Source organism: Vibrio sp. R11-SG3-ISO9, assembly GCF_059834255.1.
Map to the genome: position 1 here is coordinate 1 of NZ_JCBDGU010000039.1, position 25006 is coordinate 25006.

The following is a 25006-nucleotide window of genomic DNA, read 5'->3' on the forward strand; positions in this document are numbered from 1 at the left end:
TAGAATGTTAAGTCATCGTTTTTTGCCTTTCCTTGCTATACCGTTTAAGAATGAAAAAACCGTAATAGAGAATCGAATCTTTTAATAAAATTTTATCGGCTCGTGAAATCGTAGTAACCGCCAACACGCTCTATCAGCGTAAAGTCATTTGGCCCATTTAAACTCCAAGCAAAACCGAACAGAACTCGAGTGGTTTGGCCATGTGTTGGAGGAGAAAGCAAAGTCAGGGTTTCACGGGTACCTGCTGGAATCACATAAACATCAGATTCGGCGATTTCACCAAAAGGGGTTCTTATGACCGGTTGTACGATGTCTTTAAGCTCGGATGCAGACGTCACGGTAAGAGTGATGTCTTTTTCGACGGCTTCAAACGTATAGGACCCTAGAGTGTAGTACTCAGGCACTTCTCCAGTATCATTGGTTAGATCTATGCTCTTATCTTCTTTGAATGGCAGAAGTAACGGGGCGGTTTCATCTCTCAGAAAGACTTTTGCGTGTGGGCCATTTAACGAAGCAACGCGAACGTATGTAGGGCTGCCAGGTAAATCGGTGAACTCGCCATCACTTACTTCGACACTGACAGCAAATTGCCCGCTCACATCGGCAACAAAGCTTGTGGTTTCAGCACCAGGGTTCGCAATAGTTGCATTGCTTCCTTGCGGTTTTGACACAAAATACCAATTGAAGGTGAGGGGGTCGCCGTCCGGGTCATAACTTTCACTGGCAGTGAAAGAAACCGTCATACCTTCAATGGCCAACATGGCTTGGGTATTATTAGCAATTGGAGGTCGGTTTTGATGGTTTTCATTAAAGGTGACGGTTGTGGTCGCTTTAGTTGATAAGAAACCATCGGTGACGGTTAATTCTACCAAATAGTCACCTGCCACATCAGCGGTTAAGTTGGGGTATTTTCCCTCATATTTACTAAGACTAGGCTGACTCCCGTCTGGCTGGTTGATAATTTTCCATTGACGGTAAAGCTCATCGCCGTCAGCATCCGTGGATGTGTCAAACAGCTTAACGGATTGAGACAAGGATGCGCTGTACGTCGGGGTAAGTGAGACCACCGGTGGCGAGTTGTCTTGGTTGGATTTAGCCACTATTTTCACTTGATTTGGGCGGCTGTTGACTTGGCCATCGTTGACCACCAACGAGAGATAATACGTACCGATTTGATCCGCAACGAAAGTCGGTTTGATGGCGTCCGAGCTGGAAAGTTGTGCTTCGCTTCCTGCGGGTTTTTCTGAGAATGACCATGAATAAGAGATGAGGTCGTTGTCATAATCAACACTGCGCGTGCCGTCTAAGTGGACGACTTGATTAACTTTAACTTGTTGATTGATGCCAGCGATAGCGATCGGAGTTTGATTATTCGGATCGCTTGTCGGCGATGAATCAGAAGCGCTTCCATTACACGCCGTAATGAAAGCGAAAGAGAGAATTATTGGAAACTTGTAAGTATAGCCATGCATTGCAATACACCGTCGAGATTAGAATGTTAAGTCATCGTTTTTGCCTTTCCTTGCTATACCGTTTAAGAAAGAGAAAACCGTAATCCAAAAATAAAAAAAGCGCGAATGTTCGCGCTTTTGGTAGGTTTAGTTTGGAGACTAATGATTCGAGTTTGGAATCTAGAGTCTTTAGCTTGGAAGACAGTGAGCTTAGTTCGCCTCAGCACTTAAGTCGTAAGCAACGCCCATGTATTTCGAAAAGTCGCGATCAATAAAGAAACCGTATACGACGTTGGTTCGCGTGCCTGTCGTCGGTTTTGCCCACATTTTCACGTAAGCCACATCCCCTGCATGTAGGACTTGGTTTAGTTCTATCCCTGTCATTTTAGGTGCATAATTACCACCTCTTTGATCCATCTCTGTAATTTCACTAATGGTGTAGTCTTTACCAACTGCTTCTAGTGTGAATGTACCAACTTCAACATATTCGGGTGCATCACCAGTGATGGTTTTATCTAGGGCAATAGGTGGAGTCGCATAAGGTAGGGCATGTACTGTTTTTTCATCTCCAAAGGTAAAGATGATTTCGCTGCTGCCTGCGTCACTCGCGCTCAAGCGAACTATATCGGCTTCACTGGTGAATTCACCGTCATTTACAGTCAGCGAGAAGAGGTAATCACCCACTTGGTCGGGTGTGAAATCAGGTTTCGCGACTGTCGAGTCTGACAGTTCAGCGGTACTATTTTCCGGTTTAGAAAGTAGTTTCCACGTGTACGTAATCGCATCTTCATTGCCGTCGTAGCTGCCGCTGCCATCTAAGGTTGCTGTTTCTCTAATCTCTAAAGACTTTGCGCCACCTGCATTAGCGACAGGAGCAACGTTTTCTGCTGAATAAGACACAATCACTTCTTGGCTAACGCTCTCGGAGCCGTCGCTTACTGTTAATTTCAGTTTGTAGTCACCGGCTGTGTTCGACAGTAGCACTGCTGTTGATGTTGTGCTGCCCGTGAGTTTCATTGTCGCACTATCTGGTGTTGATAAAAGTGCCCATTGATAAGTTAAAACATCGCCATCAAGGTCGACGGCGTTAGACGGAATTTCGATAGATTTGGTTAGAGCAACACTTGGTGGTGTCGCAATATCGATGATTGGCGCCACGTTTTGTGATGCGTCAGTGACTTCAATGGTTTGCTTTGTGGTACTTGAAGTGCCAGATACTGCACTTTCTAGTTCAAATGTGTAATCACCAACAACATCTGGAGTGAAATAAGGTGAAATGGCTTTGCTTGCGTTAAGTGCAGCGTTACTGCCATCAGGCTTGCTTGTGAGCTTCCATTCGAAAGTCATGTTTTCGTTGTAGGTATCTAAACCTTGGGTTGCATCTAAGCGCACACGCTTGCCTAGTTTGGCATAAGATTTTGCTACAGTTGCGTTGTTTGAAGAGTCTGAACTGCTGTCGCTGCTCCCACTACCGCATGCGATAAGCGCTGGCATAGCGGCAGCAAGTAAGGTCCATTTTAGTTTTGAAGTCATGTATTTTTTCCTAATCATGAGTGGCAAAGCTGTTTGAAATCAGCCATGCAAATGTCAATTTCATTGGGTATACCGAATCAAGATGAGAAACCCGTAAAGAAAAACGCCCCGAAAGGCGTTTTATTATGGTTTTGATTGATACGTTTGATTCCAAACGAGTCTGAAAGGCAATATCAGTGGTCTTTTTATTAAAACTTACCACTTAGTTTGAAGGTTAATGTTCGGCCTGGAGCGGGCATACCTGATACCGAACCTGTATCTAAGTAATAAACATCAGACAAATTGTTACCAATCAGTTCAGCAGTCAGTTTCTTTGTGAAGGCATATTTGACATAGGCATCATAAGTAATCACCTCAGTTCTTTTTATGATCTCATCTTCATGACTCGCTGAAACGTAGTTGGTACGTACGCCTGTTTCTAAGTCGGTATCAAAGAAACGAGTACCTAGTAAAATACTGCCTGTATATTCAGGTGCAGCATGGGCAGCAAGGAAGCTTCCTTCTGAAAATCCACCACGAACACAGGTTTCTTCAGATGGGGTATTGCCTAAAATTACATCCTTTATATAACCTTGGGCGGCTGAGTTTTTGTCACAAACCTCGTTTCGGAAGTTGTAAGCAATTGAGGCATCAGCAAAATAATCGCTGTTATCAAACTGCCCATTGATCTCAATACCGCTGGTTCGTTGGCTATCTAGGTTAGTGAAGTTATAACTGTCACGGTCTCTATCCATCACATCGTCGATGGTTTGATCAAAATAGGTCAGTTTAAAGCTCGCATTATCGAAGTAGTGAATGTAGGCCGTCTCGTACAGTTTGGCACGCTCAGGTTGTAGTGGAGCACTTGCGACGGGGTTGCTACTGAATCCACTGGTACTTTCAAATAAGCTTGGGAAACGTAAAGTCTCAGCATAACGGGTGTAAATTCGGCTGTTATCGCTGATTAACCATGTGGCTGTGACAGAAGGCATCCACCCACTACCGCTAGTTTTGTACTGGGTGTTGTATTCTTCGGAAGTTTCAAGTGACTTGGCTTTACAACTGCCTTCGATGTAGTTTTCTTGTTGCATGGCAATACGACAAGCATTGTTCGCCAGATCGAGCTCGTTGTCGCTATTGGTTAACCAATTGGATGCATGGTGCTCTATGAAAGTGGTTTGATTTTGCGCCGCTTCGGTTTGTGTTTGTAGCTTTTGTTGCAATATGGCATCGAAATTAGCGAGTTCAGCTTGTCGTTCGTCTAGCTGACTTTGGTACTCACTGGCTTGATCAGGGAACATAACGATCAAGTTTTGCAATCTATCTATCTCAGTATTGAGGTTTTGTTGCGTGAAAGTGACTCTTACCTCATGCTCTGCATTTGCTACATTTTGTGCGATCTCTTCCGGCGCATAGGTTTCTAGAGTTTGATACGTTAGTTGGTAGCCGTCTTTCTTGTACTCTTTAAGAGGGCTAATGTCGCCAGAGTTTACTTGATGTTCGATGTAGTAATCTGTCGCATTGTAAGAGATGTAACGGACACCAGAATCTAACACGATGGATTCATGTGGGCGCCATTCAATCTTTACTGCGCCGTTGTATTCTTCTCTTTCACCGGCACGGACTGCACCACCATAGAAATCGACAAGGTTGGCTAGTCCCTCTTTAGGGTTCAATTCGTGCATCATGTAACTGCCGGACAATGTCATATCAATAGAGTCTGTCAAGAGCATCTTGTTATTGAAATCGAACCCGTACCTTTGCTCATCACGGTTAACGACGGATGTGTTTATGATGATGTCAGGCGTATCGCTTTTGTAGTTCACGAAGTTGGGGAAGCCATAACCAGTATTGCTGCGTGAATCTGTTTTTGTCAGCCATAAGTTGGTGCTTAGATTTAGCAAATCGTGTTCAGGGTTAGCTCTAAATTTCAGGGTGTAAGCTTGCATTTTTGCGTTCGCAAGCGGCCACTGAGCGAGTCCATCAGAATTTCGGTAGTCTGAACGACTCGCCAATATTTCACCATGAGTACTTTCCGTGTATCGGATACTGGCGTGCAGTTTGTAGTAATCACTGAAATTGATTGTACCTTTTAACAGTGCTGATTCCATTTCAGCCGATGTGTTGGGTACTTCGTGGCCAGGGTAGTGGACCAATGCCATGTGTTCAGGTCTTAAAAGTGGATTTCGCCCCGCGACTTGGTCACTGGAGTTATTATCAAATGGTTTCGAGTAGAAGTCAGCTTTGCTGGTACCTGAGTAGTAGTTGCCTCGATTTCGGTATGCGTATGCGGCTAACCAGTCAAATTTTGGTTCGATTCCAGCGAGTGCGAGGCGGTAGGCGACGTCTTCTCCATTGAAGGGATTATCTGTTTTGTTGTCTCTGGTTTGGAAACGAAGTTCTGGATCGTCGTACAGTGGAACACCACCTAGCTCGGCATAAGCAGGGACGTCTTGCCAACGTTTTCCGGTATGCAGTCGCGCTTTGTTTGGCTCGATGGAGTTACTGCTGCTTTCGGCAACTAACTCAATACCAAATTGTTCACCTTCTTCAACGATATCTTGCGGTTGCAAGGTGGTCACTTTTACGGCACCACCTGTTGAGGTATTGATCTCTGAGTTTAATTGAGCACCTTGATAGACGGTCATACTGCCGATGAGGTTGGGGTCAATGTAGTTTCTGTTCGATGACCCACGATAGCCGTTATACACTGAGATACCTTGTTCAGTACCATCGATAACAACAGGTACACGACCAAAGCCTTGTACACCACGTACGTTCGGGTCGATACTGCCACCGCCATTTCGTGCTTCGCCACTGTGTGTGTTGGCGACACCGGTGAATAGATCCGCCGCACTGGTCCCTTTGAAGCGTTCGATTTCTTCTTTCCCTAGATAAGCGGTAGCGACGTCTTTGTCGTACACATCCATTTCACCGTCTGCGTCTCTTTGATAGGCATCATCAAAATGGGTGCGAACTTGTATAGCATCGAGTGTCATCGAGTCTGTAGTCGGTACGAGGTAATAAACACCATCAGACTGCTTTTGTGCTTGCAGACCGGTATTAGTCAATAGCAAAGACAGCGCCTGTTCATTGTTGTACTGGCCGACTAAACCTTGGCTGTAGAGCTCTGAAGAGAGTGACGAATCTAGATAAAACTCGATACCCGATTCAACGGCAAAGTGGTTGAGAGCACTGTCTAGGGTGCCTGCTGGAATATTATATTGATGGTCTTCTGCAGCGTGAGAAGCAAAAGGAAAACTCAATATAACGACACCGAGTTTTATCGTGGTAATTTTGGAGAGTAGCGAGCGCTGCTTGGCATTTGGCACCGTAATTTCCTTATCGGGATTTCTAACTGACTGTCAGATACACCGAACAAGAATCAGAAATCCGTAATAAAATTTTATTTTGCTGTGATGGTGACCCAAAGAGGGGTTCGGTAGTGGATTCTTACTGGCAGTATCTGGCTGATATTGTGTAAGGTTTTATCAATATCTTTGGTTGAGAACACACCAGTAAGTTTGAGTGCTGCGGCACTGGCATCGACGTTGATGATGCCGCGTCGATAACGCCCTAATTCGTTGATGAAGGTTTTGAGCTGTGTCGCTTCCGCCATGATTTTATGTTCCAACCAAAGCATGTCGGAATCTTGGGTCTGGTTTGGCTGTGATACTGTGCGCCGATCGAAATGGGCAGTTTGCCCAGCGAAAAGATGCGGTTTCCCCATCCCAAGCATAGGTTGAATTTCGACTTCACCTTCGTAAACAGAAACCTGAGTAGTGTCGTCATGCTCTCGGATACTGAATTGGGTTCCGATAGGGAGCACTAAACCCCGCGAAGTCGAGACTGTTAATGGGCTACGATGATGTGTATTGGTGATCATGACTTCGCCGCGTTCAATATGAATATCACGCTGATGATTATCAAAATCGACAAATAATTTGGAATCGGTGTTTAGCGCTAATTGTGTACCATCGAGCAGCGTCATCGAACGAATTTCGCCCGTTGCCGTTGAGTATTCGGTACCTGTTGGTGTTGGTCTGTAAATCGCCATGCCTGAACCTAGTGCGACGAACGAAAGTGCGCTTATGGACAAGAATTCGCGACGACTGACTCTCGGTGGCTTACGCGTTAAGACATGCTTGCTGATTTTTCCTTGAGGAATGGCACAAAACTTACTTTGTAGCAGTTCTAATTTTTGCCACGCCAAGGCGTTATTTGGGTGGGCAAGCCTCCAACATTCGAACGAGTCGTGATCTTGTTGCGTGGCATCATCAGCCCAAAGGCGTGCCATCCAAACCGATGCTTGCTCTATGGTCTCAGGTGGTAATTGTTGCATTTTACCCCTCGCTAAGCATGGCTAGCATGCAACCTTGAAGGCCCTTAGCAACATACTTTTCCACAGACGATACTGAAACTTCAAGTTCGAAGGCGATCTCTTTGTAGCTTTTGCCTTCGAGCTGTCTCATGAGCAGTGCTTGGCGAGCTTTGATTGGAAGTTTGTGGAGTAGGGTATCGATCTCAACAAGTGCTTCAACCACTATGGTGTGGTCTTCCGGAGAACTGGCAACGAGAGAAGGTTCTTGTTCAATGAGCTCTAAATAGGCACTTTCCACACGACGTTTTCGATAAAGATCAATCACCAACCCTTTAGCGATATGAGTCAGGTACTTTCTTGAATCTTTGTATTCAGGCAGCTTACCTCTGGTTAACAAGCGTAGATAAGTATCTTGAACCAGATCAGCCGTAGTGTCAGGGCATCCTAAGCGTCGTTTAATAAACACCGATAACCAGCTGTGATGCTCTTGGTACATTTGATCCACGCTGTGTGAGGTGTTGTTGCTCGCTACGGTCATTCCCTGATACTCCTTACTAACCTTAATGATAATTATTATCATTGGGGCGGTGAATATATCAGAAATTTTCTAATGTGCTACATGTTTTTTATAAATTGGTTGAATTTGAACACAATACCAACGTCTCAATGATTAAAAGAAGTGTTTGTATAGCCTTTATGCGCAATGTGAAAAAAAGTAACGGTTTGTGAAAAGTTTTATGCAGTTATTAACTGCAATATCAGTAAGTTATGGCAATACAAAAGATTACATTTCATTACAAACCACTGGTCTAATATGTGCTACTTTTCAACTTTTGGCTAATCATAGCCATCCCAAATATTTGTATGATGTATGTTAGGTAGTGAAATGAAAGTTGATAACTTGTCAATTAGGCTGAGAATCGCTAAATATATTGCTAAAAACCTATTAAGTAATAGCGACTGTAAAATTACAAGTGATATTAAGCTGACTAGATTATATTGTAGACTTGGCGATTATAAACGTGCAATATTTCATGCGAAAAAAGTCTATGAGTTAGGTGAAAACCCTGAATATTATTATGTATTAAAAAATTTATATATACTAACTAATGACTTCGAGAGTAGTGACAACCTAAAACTAAATGCATCAAATAAACAATCTGAAGATATTATTCCTATCTTAGGATGTATTGATGATAGTGTATACGATTTTGACAAGATAAAATTTATTAAGGATTATGTTAAAAGCAAGGGCGCTACACCTCTGCTTATTTCGCTTTCCGGTAAAGGAAAAGAATTAAAAAATCTTTCTGAAACGGAAAAGGAACTATTATCTAATATAGACCTTTATAATAAAGAACGCCCTAAGTGGAGCAAGGAAAATAATCCTCCTGGTTATATAAAGAGTGTATATAAGAACTACGATAACGTTCGTTTTGATGAATTGTTTGACTATCGACCTCCCGTTATAAAAGCAACCAAAGTTTTGTTGGGTGACATGCAAAACTCTTACGTATCAGTTAAAAATGGTTTGAGAGAAACTGTGGGTCAACCCGATAATTACAAGAATAAGGTGTTGTGTTTCGGCACTTCAACTACGTACTCAGTTGGGACTAGTGACGAGGATACCATTGTAAGTTTAATACAGAAGGAACTAAATCATCACTATGGCGATATAAAAGTCGAGAACTATGGTGTTCATGGTATGAATTTGTTGTTGGCTATTAATAATATGATTCAAACCAATATTGAAAGTGGTGATGTGGTTATATTTTTTGACTATGATGAGTTCAATAGGTTTGATGATGAAGATATATATAAGCTAGATCTTAATAGCTTTGACAGAGGGGTGGACTTTTTTGTTGATCTAGCAAAACATCATTGCCATTTCTCACCTCAAGGAAATAAAATATTATCAAAATATATTGTCAATAGATTCTTGCTCGAGCGATTTAATAATAGTTCCTTCGCGATTTCTAATATTCAACCTTCTCAAGAAATGTATCAAGTATTAGATAACCTGAAGTATTTCTTATATAAGAAAACTGCAGAAGCTCTTGAATCGTGCGAGATGAAAAGCTATTTATCTTTGCTGGAAAGTCATGTTCCTAATGCAGAGCTAAAAGTGGGTAGCGTAGCTGTAAACTGTAACCCTATTACTAAAGGTCACCTCCACTTGCTGGAACATGCTTCTCGTAGTGTTGATAAGTTATTTATTTTTGTCATTGAAGAAGACAAATCGTTCTTTAAGTTCGAAGATCGTCTTCATTTAGTCGCAGAAAGCACAAAGCACCTAGAGAATGTCACGGTGCTTCGAGGAGGTAAGTTTATCTGTACAGAGTTAACTTATCCAGATTACTTCGATAAAGACACCACAGAAGCCAAAGCAGACGCTTCAATGGAAGCATGGTTCTTCTGTGAGTACATAGCTAAAACGCTAAACATTACTAAGATTTTCTTGGGTGATGAGCCTAAGTGTATGATCACCAAACAGTACAATGAAAAAATGCAAGAGCTACTTCCAGAGTACGGTATTGAGGTTGATATTATCGATCGTATTGCAACGAATGGTGATGTTATCAGTGCTTCGAAAGTTCGTAAGCTATTAGAAGTAGGGGATTTCGACGGCATTGCACAAATAGTTCCGGAGCCAACGCTTCTATTTTTGCAAGAAAACTATGGCAAATCTGCAGCTTAAGCCTGCCTAAGCTCAAAACTAAGAGTGTGGTTTGTCTAAATGACGCTCTTGGTTCTCAAAATGATGGTTGAACTTAATTGTTTGCTATACAACCAATTGCAAATCCGTGGATCTCGGTTTGACTCCGGGAGGCGCTTTCAAATTACATAAAACCAGCCAAGTGCTGGTTTTTTTGTATCTGAACAATTCTCTATACATTCTTCATTTGATGCCGTTATAGGCTCTTACAGAGTGGATATGACGCGGAAACAAAAAAGCGAACCAAATGGCTCGCTTTTTTATTATCTAGAGTATACGAAATTAGTCTTCGTAGTTCTCGATGCTTGGGCAAGAACAGATTAGGTTACGGTCGCCGTATACGTTGTCTACACGGTTCACAGTAGGCCAGTACTTCGCGTTCTTAGAGGCTTGAGATGGGAAGCAACCAAGTTCACGAGAGTATGGACGGTCCCATGTGTCGCTTGATAGATCCACTTGTGTATGCGGTGCATTAACTAGTGGGTTGTTATCTAGCGGCCATTCACCATTCTTAACTGCAGCCATTTCGTTGCGGATAGCGATCATTGCTTCACAGAAACGGTCTAGTTCTTCCAAGTCCTCTGACTCAGTTGGCTCAACCATTAGCGTGCCTGCAACTGGGAATGACATGGTAGGCGCGTGGAAACCGTAGTCCATTAGACGCTTGGCAATATCTTCTTCGCTGATGCCTGTCTCTTCTTTTAATGGACGAATATCGATAATACATTCGTGCGCTACGCGGCCGTTAGTACCACGGTAAAGAACAGGGTAGTGAGGACGTAGTTTTTCCATCACGTAGTTCGCGTTCAAGATTGCAACTTTAGTCGCTTCAGTCAGACCTGGTTCACCCATCATTGCGATGTAAGCCCAAGAGATAGGTAGGATAGAAGCACTACCTAGATCCGCTGCTGATACCGCGTAGTCAGAACCTTGTACACCATTTTCGATGTGGCCTGGTAGGAAAGGTGCTAGGTGAGATTTAACACCGATTGGACCCATACCTGGACCGCCACCACCATGTGGAATACAGAATGTTTTGTGTAGGTTCAAGTGAGATACGTCAGAGCCAATGAAGCCTGGAGACGTTAGACCAACTTGAGCGTTCATGTTCGCGCCGTCTAGGTAAACTTGACCGCCCGCAGCGTGTACTTGTTCACACACTTCCTTCACTTGCTCTTCGTATACACCGTGTGTAGAAGGGTAAGTGATCATGATGCTTGATAGGTTGTCTTTGTGTTTCTCGATCTTAGCTGCTAGGTCAGTCATGTCGATGTTGCCATCTTCATCACACTTAACAACCACTACCTTCATAGAAACCATAGATGCCGTTGCAGGGTTAGTACCGTGCGCAGAGCTAGGGATCAGACAAACGTTACGGTGACCTTCGCCACGGCTTGCATGGTAACGTTGAATCGCGATTAGACCCGCGTATTCACCAGATGCACCAGAGTTAGGCTGTAGAGAGAAATCGTCGTAACCAGTGATCTCACATAGCTTTTCTTTAAGATCTTTCGCTAGTGCTGTGTAACCAGCCGCTTGCTCTAGAGGTGCGAATGGGTGGATAGAGCCAAACTCAGGCCATGTTACTGGGATCATCTCTGCCGCAGCGTTCAGCTTCATCGTACAGCTGCCCAGTGGGATCATGCCGTGCGTGAGTGAGAAGTCTTTGTTCTCTAGCTGTTTTAGGTAACGCATCATCTGCGTTTCGCTGTGGTGCGTGTTGAATACTGGGTGCGTTAGGTACTCAGATTCACGACGACAGTTTTCTGGGATTGCCGCAAACTCGTTTGAAGCAATGTCAGTTGAAAGTGCGTTGATGTCTTCTTTCACGTCGAAGATAGCGAATAGTGCACTGATATCATCGATCGTAGTTGTTTCATCTAGGCTGATACCGATTTTCCCTGGAAGTAGACGCAGGTTGATGTCTGCCGCTTGAGCACGTGCGTACAGTGCTTCAGTTTTCTCTTCAGAGTTAATTGTGATGGTATCGAAGAAGCTGTTGTTTGTTAGCTCGTAACCTGACTTAGTTAGACCTGCAGCTAGAATCGCTGTCATGTGGTGTGTACGACGAGCAATAGTACGTAGGCCTTCTGCACCGTGGTAAACCGCGTAGAAAGACGCCATGTTCGCTAGAAGCGCTTGAGCAGTACAGATGTTTGACGTCGCTTTCTCGCGGCGGATGTGTTGCTCACGAGTTTGCATTGCCATACGTAGCGCTTGGTTGCCGTTTGTATCGATAGAAACACCGATTACACGACCCGGCATAGTACGCTTGTGCTTGTCACGTGTTGCCATGAATGCAGCGTGTGGACCGCCGTAACCCATAGGAACACCGAAGCGTTGTGCGCTACCGATCACTACGTCTGCGCCCATTTCGCCAGCTGGCTTAAGTAGAGCAGAAGCAAGTAGGTCTGTTGCAACAGTCACAAGCGTTTTGTTTGCTTGTGCTTTTGCGATGATGTCTGTTAGGTCGCGAACTTCACCAGTTGTACCTGGGTACTGTACAAGAGCACCAAATACGTCTTGTTCAGGAAGTGTTTCAAGTGCACCAACCATAACTTCGAAGCCAATGTACTCGGCACGAGTTTTTACAACTTCTAGTGTTTGTGGGTGAACATCGTCAGCAACGAAGAACACTTTGCTCTTGCTCTTACCTGCACGCTTACACAGAGTCATGGCTTCGCCAGCTGCCGTCGCTTCATCAAGAAGTGATGCGTTCGCGATTTCCATGCTGGTTAGGTCCATTACCATTTGTTGGTAATTAAGCAGTGCTTCAAGACGACCTTGAGAAATTTCTGGTTGGTAAGGCGTGTAAGCCGTGTACCAGCCTGGGTTTTCTAAAACGTTACGTAGGATAACGTTTGGAGTGAACGTGTTGTAGTAGCCTTGGCCGATGAAAGTACGCTTAACTTGGTTTAGGTTAGCGATCTCTTTAAGCGAGCTCAGCATATCCATTTCGCTAAGTGGCGCAGCAAGCGTCATTGGCTTCTCTAGGCGAATTTGCGCAGGAACCGTTTCGTCGATCAGTGCATCAAGGCTAGATGAGTTGATCGCGTCCAGCATTTTTTGCTGGTCTGCTTTATTTGGACCGTTGTGGCGTGCAACGAACTCGTTTTGAGTACCCAAATCTTTAAGTAATTGGCTTTGAAGTAATTCAGTCATGATATCGTTCTACTTTCTCTATATAGGGACCGTGAGCAAGCCCCTAAAATTAAGCTGCTCCAAAGAGCAGCTTCATCGTATACGGGCTACCTAATTAATCTTCGTCGATTGAGTTTAGGTATTCTTCTGCATCTTTTAGGTTGTCTAGCTCAGACGCGTCAGCCATCTTCACTTTAACAATCCAACCACCTTCATAAGGTTCTTCGTTGATTAGCTCTGGGCTATCTTCTAGTTCTTCGTTGATTTCAACGATTTCACCAGTGATAGGAGCGTAGATGTCAGATGCTGCTTTTACAGACTCTACAAGAGAGAAGCTTTCACCTGCTTCCACTTCGTCTTCTGTTTCTGGTAGGTCAACGAATACAACGTCACCTAGCATCTCTTGAGCGTGCTCAGAAATACCGATAGTTACAGTACCGTCACCGTTGTCTTTAACCCACTCGTGGCTGTCTGCAAACTTAAGTGTATTGTCCATTGCTTGTTCTCCAAAAATTTATGAGGTGTTAATTTAAAAAATAAAAAGTGTTCTATTAACGGTAAAGCGGGAAGCGCTTGCACAGTTCTTTAACTTGCTTGCGAACGCGTTGCTCAACTTCAGCGTTACCTTCAGGGCTTTCAACAAGGCCGTCTAGTACATCGCCGATCCACTCACCGATGAGTTTGAATTCTTCAGCGCCAAAACCACGACTGGTTCCAGCTGGTGTTCCTAAACGAATACCAGAAGTAATCATAGGCTTCTCTGTATCGAATGGGATACCGTTTTTGTTACATGTGATCCCTGCACGCTCTAATGCTTCTTCAGTTACGTTACCTTTCAAGCCCTTAGGACGAAGGTCAACCAGCATTAGGTGTGTGTCTGTTCCGCCTGTCACAATGTCACAACCGCGAGTTTGCAACACTTCAGCAAGAACTTTTGCGTTATTGATCACTGATTCGATATAAGTATTGAATTCTGGACCTAGAGCCTCACCAAATGCGACTGCTTTAGCAGCAATAACGTGCATTAGTGGACCACCTTGGAGACCTGGGAATACCGCAGAGTTAATCTTCTTGTTGATGTCTTCGTGGTTAGTCAGAATCATTCCGCCACGTGGGCCACGCAGTGTTTTATGCGTCGTTGTTGTTACAACGTGAGCGTGAGGAAGTGGGCTAGGGTGAGCACCTGTCGCGATAAGGCCAGCGATGTGTGCCATATCGACCATTAGCAGTGCGCCAACTTCGTCCGCGATTTCACGGAATTTAGCGAAGTCGATAGTACGTGGAATTGCACTACCACCAGCGATAATCATTTTTGGTTTGTGTTCCAAAGCAAGCTCGCGTACTGCATCGTAATCGATTTCTAGCGTGTCACGGCTTACACCGTATTGAACCGCGTTGAACCATTTACCAGAAAGAGCAGGGCGTGCGCCGTGAGTTAGGTGGCCGCCTGCATCAAGAGACATGCCTAGGATAGTGTCACCTGGCTGTAGAAGAGCCAGTTTTACAGCGCCGTTAGCTTGTGCGCCAGAGTGAGGTTGAACGTTAGCGTATTCACAGTTAAACAGTTTCTTAGCGCGCTCAATCGCGATCGCTTCGACTGTATCTACGTGTTCACAACCGCCGTAGTAACGACGACCAGGGTAACCTTCAGCGTATTTGTTGGTTAGGCAAGTGCCTTGTGCTTGCATAACTGCCTTAGAAACGATGTTCTCAGAAGCAATTAGCTCGATTTGTTCATTTTGACGTGCGTTTTCAGCTTGGATTCCAGCGAATACTGCGTCGTCAGTTGCCGATAGGTTAGTAGAGAAAAAACTGTCTAAGCTATGGTTTTGGTATGCGTTGTTCATTGTCGAGACCTTTCAATTAACTAATGGATATTGTTTTTATGTGTCCATTAGGTCTTGCGTTGGTTTCTGCATTGTAATCGTTTGCGTCAATATGGTGCTAAAGCCTTTGATATTGAGTGCAACCGACCAAACGTAGGGTCAATGCAGTGCGAAATTGGTTCCCCTAAAAGTGGGGTAAAAACAGCTGCTTTAAATGTTAAATCTATCATTTATTGCAAGCTGAAGTAGCATCTCTTCATCTAACAAGTCGATAACATAACGCCGTTAAATCCAATTTTCAATAAAAATTTCCAATAGGAAACAGATTTTCTTGTTTTGCTACTGGGAGCACGCTTTATTTTCTTGCGTGGTCTTTAATCAACAAAGCGCTTCGTGCAACAATGAATTCCATAGACAGGATGCAGAAATAAAACGAGGGACCTATGTCAGAAGACATCTATGATGAGTACCCATCTTTGACACTGGCGAAAGAGACGCCAGACCAAAATATTGAGCCGCTAAGATTAGGGCAGCGCATTAAAGATATCCGTAGCAAATTGGGTATCACACTAGAAGAAGCGAGCCAAAGAACAGGCCTTGCGCGTTCTACGCTCAGTAAAATTGAAAACGAGCAGATATCTCCTACCTTCCAAGCAATGCAAAAGCTAGCGATGGGTTTGCAGATAGACATGCCGCAACTCTTTGAACCACCTAGAAAAAAAGTTGCTACTGGTCGTCGTGATTTAACCAAGGCTGGGCAAGGTAAACCGCATCCAACTCCAACCTATGAACATGAGCTTCTGGCTACGGAATTATCTAACAAAAAGATGATGCCATTTAAGAGCCGAGTAAGAGCAAGAGCGTTTGAAGAGTATAACGATTGGGTACGCCATGATGGGGAAGAGTTTCTGATGGTGATCTCAGGCGACATCATGTTTTATTCAGAGTTCTATGAACCTATCCCAATGAGTGAAGGAGACAGCATGTACTATGATGCGAATATGGGCCATATGCTGATCTCTACCAGTACAGAAGATGCTCTGATTCTGTGGGTGACTGCAAAATAAATGTAAAGTTTTTAAATTTCTTATAGTGAAAGCAAACGTTTGCTTTTGTGGTGAACGTCTTTTAATTAGCGTGATATAGATGGTAAAAGCATCAATATCACGCTTTTTTGTGTCCGCAATATTTGTTTTAAAATTGTTAAATGTCACATTTTGGACTGTTTTGATCTTGTTAAGGGTGTAAAACTGATTCAGGCTTGTTTACTATAGTGAACACGGTTTACTCATGTTGATTGATGTTTACTGAAGTGAATTCTTGGAAGGTGACCTAATTTGTCCATTTCGCTATCTTTTTAGGTTTTCTATATAGAGCACTCTTCTTATATAGAAAGACAACAGATAGAGGCCATACCGCCACCTCCTACTTTCTTACTGTTCTCATCTTTACTACTAGATAGAGAGCAACTCTACAAAGAGATATAAGCGGCAGCGTCGATGTTGGATACCTGCAACGCTTCATGGAGAATAAAATGACTCAAGAACAAGCAACTCAAGACCTGTTAAAAACACCTCTGCATGCACTGCACGTAGAAGTTGGTGCAAAGATGGTTCCTTTCGCTGGCTACGATATGCCAGTTCAATACCCACTAGGCGTTAAGAAAGAGCACTTACACACACGTGATGCAGCAGGTCTGTTTGATGTTTCTCACATGGGCCAATTGCGTCTTCACGGTGAAAATGCAGCAGCGGCTCTAGAAACTCTAGTTCCAGTAGACATCATCGACCTACCTTCTGGTAAGCAACGTTATGCGTTCTTTACTAATGAGCAGGGCGGTATCATGGATGACTTGATGGTAGCTAACCTAGGCGACCACCTATTTGTTGTGGTAAATGCTGCTTGTAAAACACAGGATATCGACCACCTGACAGCACACCTTCCAAGCGATGTAGAGCTTGAAGTGATCGACGATCGTGCTCTGCTTGCATTGCAAGGTCCTAAGGCTTCAGAAGTTCTTGCTCGCTTCCAACCAAGCGTAGCTGAGATGCTATTTATGGACGTGCAAAAAGTAGACATCGACGGTGTTGAGTGCATTGTAAGCCGCAGTGGTTACACGGGTGAAGACGGTTACGAAATCTCTGTACCAAACGACCACGCTGATGCACTTGCTCGTAAGCTAACTGCAGAAGCTGAAGTAGAGTGGATTGGTCTTGGTGCTCGTGACTCACTCCGCCTAGAGTGTGGTCTATGTCTATATGGTCATGATTTAGACACAACAACGACACCGGTAGAAGCAAGCCTACTGTGGGGAATCCAGAAAGTTCGTCGCACTGACGGTGAACGTGCTGGTGGTTTCCCAGGTGCAGACATCATTCTAGACCAAATCGCAACCAAAGACGTTCAACGTAAGCGTGTTGGTCTTGTTGGGCAAACTAAAGCACCAGTGCGTGAAGGCGCAGAGCTGTTTGATGCCGAAGGCAACAAAATCGGTGTGGTAACAAGTGGTACTGCTGGCCCTAATGCAGGTAAGCCTGTTTCAATGGCCTATGTACGTACAGATCTTGCTGCAATTGGTACAGAAGTCTTTGCGGAAGTGCGTGGTAAGAAGCTGGCAATGACAGTAGAGAAAATGCCGTTTGTACCTCAACGTTACTACCGTGGCTAATCGTTAATATTTTTTAACCGATTGTTTTTCGCATTCCCCTTATCAACTGCTATTCATATGGCGGATGGTAAGGGGTTTTGCTTTTTCTATAACTTATTGATCATCTTGGGTATGAGTCACATTTGATCAATAGATTAGTTAATATTTTATAATTTGAGCCGCTATACTGAAGATTAGTCAATAAAAGTATCCTGAAGGTGTAGGAGAGCGGTAATGAAGAGCACACTATCGAAGAAGTGGATGTGGGCTGGAGCACTTCCTTTGATTGGAAGTTTTGCAGTGTGTGCAGATACCACAGGAACAGGCATCGCGTCTGATGCAAGCGCAGAGATCTCACCTTATATCGTCAACGGCACCAACGCCTCAACGTCAGATTTCCCATCCATAGCCAGTCTTTTTATCGACAGCCTAGAATACGATAATTTCTATTCGAGTAACCCATATTGTGGTGCGACTATTTTGGACGCGAACCATGTAATGACGGCTGCGCACTGTATCTACGGAAGTGATGTTGCTCAGTTGTTCACGACAGTGGTTCCGCAACTTGAAAACGTTAACGACTACCCATTTGGGAATATTCAACGTTACCGTGTCACTGAGGTGTACTATCGTAATGATTACAATAACAGTTTGTCCAGCTTGTTAGAGAATGATGTTGCTATTCTCAAACTGGCCAGTGCGATGAATATCGATACGGTCAATGACATTGTTAAGCGTCCGAGCAGTGAAGTATATCGCAACCAGTTTGGCACTCCGGAGTTTGTTGCAGTGGGGCATGGTGACACGGTCTCAGGCTTTGATGCCACAACAAGGCTTCAGAGAGTTGACCTTAATTTGATTACAAACTCTGTGTGTCGAAATGTGTTTACGAATGGTAGCGCGCTAACCGACAACCAAATCTGCTTTAATGGTGATTTCAGTTCTATAACGAGATTGCGTGGCGGTACTTGCCAAGGTGATTCTGGTGGGCCAGTTTATTGGAAAGATGGATCGGATTATGTTCAAGTTGGGATAACCAGCTTTGGTCCAAGTCAGTGTGGTGATCCTAATGCTGGAGCGACTTCAGTATTCACGGAGATTTACGACTATCGCTTATGGATCAATAGTGTATTGAACGGAACTGAAACGCCAAAAGCAACATCAAGCGATTCACAGCGCACCGCTTATTTAAATCAGCACGGAAACATTCAGTCTGTTACTAGTTCAAGTGAAGACGGAGGGGCACTGTCCACTCTTTGGCTTGGAGTCCTTCTTGCATTGGGCTTAAGAAGAACTCGCTCTACTCGGGTCTTACAAGGTTCGCGTCGTTAACCCTGCTAACAACTCATCAATCTCTAAGATCGCTTGGTTTATGTGTAACACACCTAACTGAGCGATCTTTTTCTCTTCTGGTGTCAATGAATTAAAGCCTTTGTCCACTTCTGCTTTGGTTAAGCTGTGGCTGTGAAGTAATAACTCCTTATAAGTCAGTAGCCTAAATTGAACTGTGGTGATTTCGGCGACTGGGTTTCGTGTGTCTAGCAACTGTTTAATACAGGGAAATATAATTTTGAAGCGATTGGCAATGTCGTTTTTTGCATCGCTAGTATTTGCATTTTGCAATTTATTTGCTCTTCCCAAGAGTGGTTTAAGTTTGGTTATTAATTGCGCTAAATTTATAAACTAACACAAGTTATTTGAAATATAACGTTTTTTAGGCGGTGCATCATATGCTACTGAGCGTTTATGTAAATAGTTTACGCCCAATTTGGTCTGCTTTTTGCTGAAAATAGGACATAAGTGTCTTTTGAGGGCCGAGAATATGTCAAATGAACCTATTGTGTTGGCAATTATTGAACGAAGAAAACGAGCCAACCTTTCACAAGAGAAACTCGCGTCGATGGCTGGGATGAGTTTGAAAACATATCAGCGTATTGAAAGGGGCGAAGCCGACATTAAAATGTCGCAATATCGCTCTCTGACGCGTTCACTCGCGATATCAGATTTAGATGTGGTAATGGATACGTTAGAAGCTGCTCAAACAACGGTTGATGATGTGGCTGCTGTTTCTCGGCTGTTAACTGATGAGCAAAGAAAGCTGTTGATCAAGTTGATCTTATCTTTGACTAGAGGGGGTAAACTTGAGAGCTAAGCCGGGTACAAATGAGTTAAATGTTGGTTAACTCACTCGACCACGTAGTTGCTTGGTATTACTGCGCTGTTTTTTCTTTTCTAAACGTCTTTTCTGAGAAGCTTTAGTTGGTTTGGTTGCACGTCTTGTCTTTGTTACCTTTGTTGCATCAAGGATCAAAGCTTTAAGCCTATTGAGGGCATCCTCTTTGTTCTGCTCCTGTGTTCTAAACTGTTGGGCTTTAATGATGATGACACCCTCAGAGGTAACACGGCTGTCTTTCAAAGCCAGTAGCCTCTCTTTGTAAAAGTCAGGCAGGGTAGAGTGCTTGACATCAAAGCGAAGGTGGATTGCGCTAGACACCTTGTTCACATTTTGCCCGCCTGCACCTTGGGCGCGAATAGCGGTAAGTTGAATCTCCCAAGATTGAATAGAGACGTTATTCGATATTTGTAACATAACCATTGATAAACATAAAAAATGTTGGCTCATGATACTCGTAATTGGTTATGGTATCAGTAGTTTTATTTTAGAGTGACAAAGCGATGACGATTGATCTAACCAAGTATGACGGCTTAATTTTCGATATGGACGGTACTCTCATTGATACCATGCCAGCGCATATCCAAGCATGGCAGCAGACAGCCAATCACTTTGGTTTTGAATTTGAAGCATCTTGGCTACATAGCCTAGGTGGCATGCCGAGCTACAAAATAGCGGGTGAAGTAAACGCAAAATATGGTTTGAGCTTGGATCCGAAAGCAGTATCAGCGTTCAAGATGGATGCCTTTGCCAATATTGAAAATAAAGGTGATGTGATCTCTTGTACCCATGATTTACTGTTAGAGCATTATGGAGGAAAACGACTTGCGGTAGGTACGGGTAGTCAACGTAAAAGTGCAGAAACCTTACTTGCTAAAACCGATATTTTGCCAAAGTTAGATAGCTTGGTTACAGCGACTGATGTGGAGCGTCATAAACCAAACCCTGATACGTTTTTGGATGCGTGCAAAGGGATGGGGCTATCACCGGAGCAGTGCGTTGTGTTTGAAGATACAGATTTGGGAAAACAGGCTGCTCATGCAGCGAATATGGATTGCATCATGGTAGTTGAAGGTAAGCAGTTGATGTTTTGTCCAAGGCCGGATTAATACGGCTATGGTGGGATGAACTAAGCGGTATTCATAAACGAAAATGGCTCTTACTTCTACTCTCTAAAGCGGAGAGTAAAAGTAAGAGCCATAATTATATCTAGTCATGTATGTGTTAAGCGATTTGCTCCATTTCACTATCCAAGAACAAGCAGATGTTGTTTCTTCCGTTTGCTTTTGCTTCATAGAGGGCTAAGTCTGCACATTTGTAGCTGAGTTTGGAGTCATGTGTTACGTTGGTTACGCCGCCACTGACTGTGACTTGATCATCCAGCTCGAGCGATATTGCAACTCTCAGGCGATTAAGCACACAGTAGGCTTCGTTTGGTTTGGTATGGGGTAGGACAATGCCAAACTCTTCTCCACCAATACGCGCAACAAAGTCGGTCTCACGACACTCTCTTTGCAACACACCAGCCACCACCTGAATCACCTTGTCGCCATAGTCGTGTCCAAACTGATCATTGATGCGTTTGAAGTGGTCGATGTCGACAATTGCTAGGCAAGACTGTTCAAACTCAGGGTAACGAGCGACACGGTTACACTCATCACGTAGCTCTTCATCAAACTTACGACGATTCCAACAGCCAGCAAGCGCGTCTTTCTCACTTAAGTTACGCAGTTTGTTTTCAAGCTCTTTGCGCTTACTGATATCAACGAACGATGCAACATAGAACTGAATCACGTTGTTTGAATCTTTGATCGTTTGAATTCTTAGGATTTCTGTAATCAGGGAGCCGTCTTTACGACGGTTTATCACTTCGCCTTCCCACATGCCACGCTCATTGATGATCGCCCACATGCGCATGTAGAACTCTTGGTTGTTTTTACCAGAAGCGAATATCGAAGGTTGCTTGCCTTTAACCTCTTCAAGCGTATAGCCACTCGCGCGGGTGAACTCACGATTAACTTTAACAATACGATTGTTACGATCCGTGATAACCAAGGCCGACATTCCGTTCATCGCCGCCTTGGCGAGTTGACTCTCGATGCTGTTCTTCTTGTGGTTAACATTCCATGCGACGAAAACACCAGATACGATTGAGATGAGTATAGAGAGAGTCACAATCTGAATAATGATTGCTGTGTATTCTTGCTGGTATTGCGCACTAAGTTGTTGGTTATCAACGTGCAACACCATATGAACAGGACCTTCCAGTTGTTCAATATTAGGGCTGATATCCGCGTAAAAATACCAATCTGTACCATCAAAGTAGCTGCCACTGCGCTGCTGTAGAATTTCGTTCCATAGCTCTGGATGAGTCACTGCGTAGGTATTATCGGCACGGGCATCGATGAGGTGACCAAAGGCTTGGTCTGGTTCCGGAGACATCAATATATGACCTGAGCCATTAATCAGGATCGGTTGTGCCAGTGATGAGCCAAAGGTGTAATGAAGTCGGTCGTAAATCTCGACCATGTTCAGGTTAACAATGAAGTAGCCAACGATGCTGTCATCTGCTGCGACGGGTGTCATGATACGTAGGGCAGGAAGCAGGGGAGTCACTGGCTCACCGTTTTCATACTCTAGGTCGATACCAAAGGAGGCAATCTCGCCAACTTTAAGTTGTTGTAATGTGGCGAAGTAGTCACGGGACGCCTTGTTTTGCAGTTGACTATCAGGGACAACTCGCGCCTCACCATCTTGATAATTGATACGTATTCTTTCATCACCCTTAAGATCTAGGTAACGAAGTTGCGAGTAGTACTTTTGACCATTGGCCAGCATCAGCCACAAATCTTGTAGAGCGTGGATGTTGTCGTTTGAAGGTGATTGTATGGCTCGTTTGAGTGTCGTTGATTCAGCAATGGTTGGAATGGTGTTGGAAACTTCACGTATGATTAAACCCAGTTCGTGAAAACTGTATTCGATTTGATTTTGGCTGGCCTGTTTTATATTCGTGTCGTATTGCGCTTTTATACGGTCAAATTCGGAGTTTATGTATAGCGCGGGAACTATTCCTAGGGCTAGGACAGTACAGAGAAATTGGCCTGCGAGTTTTTTTATGCTTACTTTCATTACAATCCCCAAAGAATCAGCGCAATACTATAGATTTAGTGGGGTTATTAATGTGATCTTTACCCAGAACTGACTAGGTAAATCTCCCAGTTGAGAGGTGTGTGTGCAATTTGTTGCTTTTGTATGCAAATCGCAGCTTGTCTTACATTCACTGTGACGATAACCTGCGATTTGCTGTTCAAAGCATCTATAAATGCTAACTTAAACCAGTAATTTCACCATCTTCATTAATGTCTAGTGACATAAACGCAGGCTTGTCTGGGAGTCCAGGCATGGTCATGACATTCCCACATAGTGCATAGACAAATCCTGCCCCTGCGCACAGCTTGAGTTCTCTCACAGGAACATCAAACTGAGTTGGAGCGCCTTTTACGTGTGCTTCCGTTGAAATAGACAATGGCGTTTTAGCTAGGCATACCGAAAGGTGGTCAAAACCATGTTTTTTAAACTCTGCCAGTTGCGATTTAGCTTTGTCAGACAAAGTTAAACTTGATGCACCATAGCCAACTTCTGCCACAGCCATTAATTTCTCTTCGAGTGAATGTTCTGTCGTGTAGAGAGGCTTGAATTGTACCGGAGTTTTACAAGCGGCGACGACAGCCTTGGCTAAGTCAACTGCTCCTTCTCCACCTTTACCAAAGGCTTCACTGACTGCGACCGAAACAGTGTCGTCGTATTCACCAATTAATGAGGTAAGTTGCTCAAGCTCTTGTGTTGAGTCTTGTGGGAATCGGTTAATGGCAACCACAACAGGCACGCCATATTTCTTAACGTTATTGATATGCCATTTAAGGTTTTCAAAGCCCGCGATAAGAGCATGTGTGTCGTCATGGAAGATCGAGTCTGGGAGAGGAGTGCCTGGCCTTAAGTCGTATAGACCCGAATTAGCTTTTAAGCCTCTAAGCGTTGCTACAACCACTGCGCAGTCGGGTGACTGTTTGGCTGCAGGAGCTTTGATATTGCACGCCTTCTCGAAACCCATATCAGAGCCAAAACCGCCTTCAGTCACGACGTAATCGGTAAGTCTCAGTGCGATATTGTCTGCAATGATCGACGAGTTTCCGTGAGCAATGTTGGCAAAAGGGCCTGCGTGAATCAGGATAGGGACGCCTTCTAACGTCTGCATCAATGTTGGTTCTATAGCATCCTTCATGGTTACAGTCATCGCTCCAGCGACTTGGAAGTCTTCAGCCGTCAGCGGCTCACCGTTTTGATTGTAAGCTAATACAATGCGTCCGATACGTTTACGTAGGTCTTGTAAGTCCTCAGCGAGCGCGAGAATTGCCATAAGCTCCGAAGCTGCTGAAATATCGAAGCCGTCTTCACGTTCAAAGCCATTAATGGTTTTACCTTCTTCGTTACGACCTACGGTAATCATACGTAGTGCTCGATCGTTATGATCGAGAACTCGTCGCCAAACAATGCGCTTAGGGTCAATATTGAGCGCTTTCAAACCAGAGCGTTGCTCAAAGGCCTCCGCTCCTTCTCGCTGTTCATGATACAAACGAGCGTCGATCGCTGCCGATGCAAGGTTATGGGCCGCGGTGACAGAGTGAATATCTCCAGTTAGGTGTAGGTTCAATTGTTCCATTGGGGCTACCTGAGAATAACCACCGCCGGCAGCACCGCCTTTGACACCAAATACAGGACCCATTGAAGGTTGACGAATACAAGCCATTGCTGACTGATTGATTGCTGCTAAGCCTTGGCTCAAACCGATTGTCGTCACGGTTTTCCCTTCACCGAGTGGCGTTGGTGTAATCGCTGTAACAAGGACCAGTTTACCTTTTGGTTTATCTCCGAGACGCTTTAGACTTTCTAGAGAGACTTTTGCTTTATGTAATCCGAGAGGTTGGAATTCGTCAGTGGTTAAGCCTGCACCGAGAGCAATATCACTGATGTTTTTAAGTGAAGCAGAGCGGCAAATTTCAATATCAGACAGCATATTAAATCCTTATGTTGAAACCGATAAGGTGGTACGAAAACGTTTGCGTGGCGATAATACTGTATAAATCGACCATGTAAAGGCTAACCACACGAATTATGTGCTGGAAGATAACAGATTTATCAGGTCATTGCGCGAGATCAAA

General features: G+C 44.0%; 18 protein-coding genes. 6 read left to right on the forward strand and 12 right to left on the reverse strand.

Annotated features, from left to right (window positions below; all coding sequences use genetic code 11):
• Window positions 1-92: 92 nt before the first annotated feature.
• From AC6R05_RS12390 to AC6R05_RS12410, 5 genes are all read right to left on the reverse strand, one after another.
• Window positions 93-1472, reverse strand: coding sequence for a PKD domain-containing protein (locus AC6R05_RS12390; RefSeq protein WP_500647527.1), 1380 nt, complete (start codon window positions 1470-1472; stop codon window positions 93-95).
• A 189-nt stretch (window positions 1473-1661) separates the two neighbouring features.
• Entirely contained in the window at window positions 1662-2984 is a 1323-nt protein-coding gene (locus AC6R05_RS12395) for a PKD domain-containing protein (protein WP_500647528.1), read from the reverse strand.
• 188 nt (window positions 2985-3172) lie between these two features.
• Complete coding sequence (locus AC6R05_RS12400) at window positions 3173-6295, reverse strand: TonB-dependent receptor (protein ID WP_500647529.1); 3123 nt, start codon at window positions 6293-6295, stop codon at window positions 3173-3175.
• A gap of 74 nt (window positions 6296-6369) precedes the next feature.
• Window positions 6370-7305, reverse strand: coding sequence for a FecR domain-containing protein (locus tag AC6R05_RS12405; RefSeq protein WP_500647530.1), 936 nt, complete (start codon window positions 7303-7305; stop codon window positions 6370-6372).
• Between the two features lies 1 nt (window position 7306).
• Window positions 7307-7822, reverse strand: a complete 516-nt coding sequence (locus AC6R05_RS12410) for a sigma-70 family RNA polymerase sigma factor (RefSeq protein ID WP_150896500.1) — start codon at window positions 7820-7822, stop codon at window positions 7307-7309.
• 348 nt (window positions 7823-8170) lie between these two features.
• Between AC6R05_RS12410 and AC6R05_RS12415 the strand changes: the two genes are divergently transcribed.
• The gene (locus AC6R05_RS12415; protein ID WP_500647531.1) at window positions 8171-9982 is read left to right on the forward strand and encodes a nucleotidyl transferase family protein; all 1812 of its coding nucleotides are present in this window, start codon (window positions 8171-8173) and stop codon (window positions 9980-9982) included.
• Window positions 9983-10282: 300 nt separating this feature from the next.
• Here AC6R05_RS12415 and gcvP read toward each other — a convergent pair whose 3' ends face one another.
• From gcvP to AC6R05_RS12430, 3 genes are all read right to left on the reverse strand, one after another.
• On the reverse strand, window positions 10283-13162 hold the full coding sequence (gene gcvP / locus AC6R05_RS12420) for an aminomethyl-transferring glycine dehydrogenase (protein ID WP_500647532.1): 2880 nt from the start codon (window positions 13160-13162) through the stop codon (window positions 10283-10285).
• A 94-nt stretch (window positions 13163-13256) separates the two neighbouring features.
• Complete coding sequence (gene gcvH / locus AC6R05_RS12425; protein ID WP_032552610.1) at window positions 13257-13637, reverse strand: glycine cleavage system protein GcvH; 381 nt, start codon at window positions 13635-13637, stop codon at window positions 13257-13259.
• Between the two features lie 55 nt (window positions 13638-13692).
• The gene (locus tag AC6R05_RS12430; protein ID WP_500647533.1) at window positions 13693-14988 is read right to left on the reverse strand and encodes a serine hydroxymethyltransferase; all 1296 of its coding nucleotides are present in this window, start codon (window positions 14986-14988) and stop codon (window positions 13693-13695) included.
• A 422-nt stretch (window positions 14989-15410) separates the two neighbouring features.
• Between AC6R05_RS12430 and AC6R05_RS12435 the strand changes: the two genes are divergently transcribed.
• From AC6R05_RS12435 to AC6R05_RS12445, 3 genes are all read left to right on the forward strand, one after another.
• A complete protein-coding gene (locus AC6R05_RS12435; RefSeq protein WP_032552608.1) occupies window positions 15411-16034 on the forward strand; it encodes a helix-turn-helix domain-containing protein in 624 nt (207 codons plus the stop codon).
• 467 nt (window positions 16035-16501) lie between these two features.
• A complete protein-coding gene (gcvT, locus tag AC6R05_RS12440) occupies window positions 16502-17635 on the forward strand; it encodes a glycine cleavage system aminomethyltransferase GcvT (protein ID WP_500647534.1) in 1134 nt (377 codons plus the stop codon).
• A 213-nt stretch (window positions 17636-17848) separates the two neighbouring features.
• Window positions 17849-18946 carry a S1 family peptidase gene (locus AC6R05_RS12445; protein WP_500647535.1) on the forward strand — a complete coding sequence of 366 codons (1098 nt, stop codon included), beginning with the start codon at window positions 17849-17851 and terminating at the stop codon, window positions 18944-18946.
• Here AC6R05_RS12445 and AC6R05_RS12450 read toward each other — a convergent pair.
• Window positions 18926-19159 carry a hypothetical protein gene (locus AC6R05_RS12450; RefSeq protein ID WP_500647536.1) on the reverse strand — a complete coding sequence of 78 codons (234 nt, stop codon included), beginning with the start codon at window positions 19157-19159 and terminating at the stop codon, window positions 18926-18928. The genes AC6R05_RS12445 and AC6R05_RS12450 overlap by 21 nt on opposite strands.
• A 277-nt stretch (window positions 19160-19436) precedes the next feature.
• On the opposite strand from AC6R05_RS12450, the gene AC6R05_RS12455 reads away from it, so the two are divergent.
• Window positions 19437-19766, forward strand: coding sequence for a helix-turn-helix transcriptional regulator (locus tag AC6R05_RS12455; protein WP_152470634.1), 330 nt, complete (start codon window positions 19437-19439; stop codon window positions 19764-19766).
• A 27-nt stretch (window positions 19767-19793) separates the two neighbouring features.
• On the opposite strand, the gene arfB is transcribed toward AC6R05_RS12455, so the two are convergent.
• Window positions 19794-20204 carry an alternative ribosome rescue aminoacyl-tRNA hydrolase ArfB gene (gene arfB / locus AC6R05_RS12460; RefSeq protein WP_150869726.1) on the reverse strand — a complete coding sequence of 137 codons (411 nt, stop codon included), beginning with the start codon at window positions 20202-20204 and terminating at the stop codon, window positions 19794-19796.
• A gap of 86 nt (window positions 20205-20290) precedes the next feature.
• Between arfB and AC6R05_RS12465 the strand changes: the two genes are divergently transcribed.
• Window positions 20291-20896 carry a beta-phosphoglucomutase family hydrolase gene (locus AC6R05_RS12465; RefSeq protein ID WP_500647537.1) on the forward strand — a complete coding sequence of 202 codons (606 nt, stop codon included), beginning with the start codon at window positions 20291-20293 and terminating at the stop codon, window positions 20894-20896.
• 115 nt (window positions 20897-21011) lie between these two features.
• Here AC6R05_RS12465 and AC6R05_RS12470 read toward each other — a convergent pair whose 3' ends face one another.
• Window positions 21012-22916 carry a GGDEF domain-containing protein gene (locus AC6R05_RS12470; protein ID WP_500647538.1) on the reverse strand — a complete coding sequence of 635 codons (1905 nt, stop codon included), beginning with the start codon at window positions 22914-22916 and terminating at the stop codon, window positions 21012-21014.
• Between the two features lie 196 nt (window positions 22917-23112).
• Complete coding sequence (locus AC6R05_RS12475) at window positions 23113-24861, reverse strand: formate--tetrahydrofolate ligase (protein ID WP_500647539.1); 1749 nt, start codon at window positions 24859-24861, stop codon at window positions 23113-23115.
• Window positions 24862-25006 lie beyond the last annotated feature (145 nt).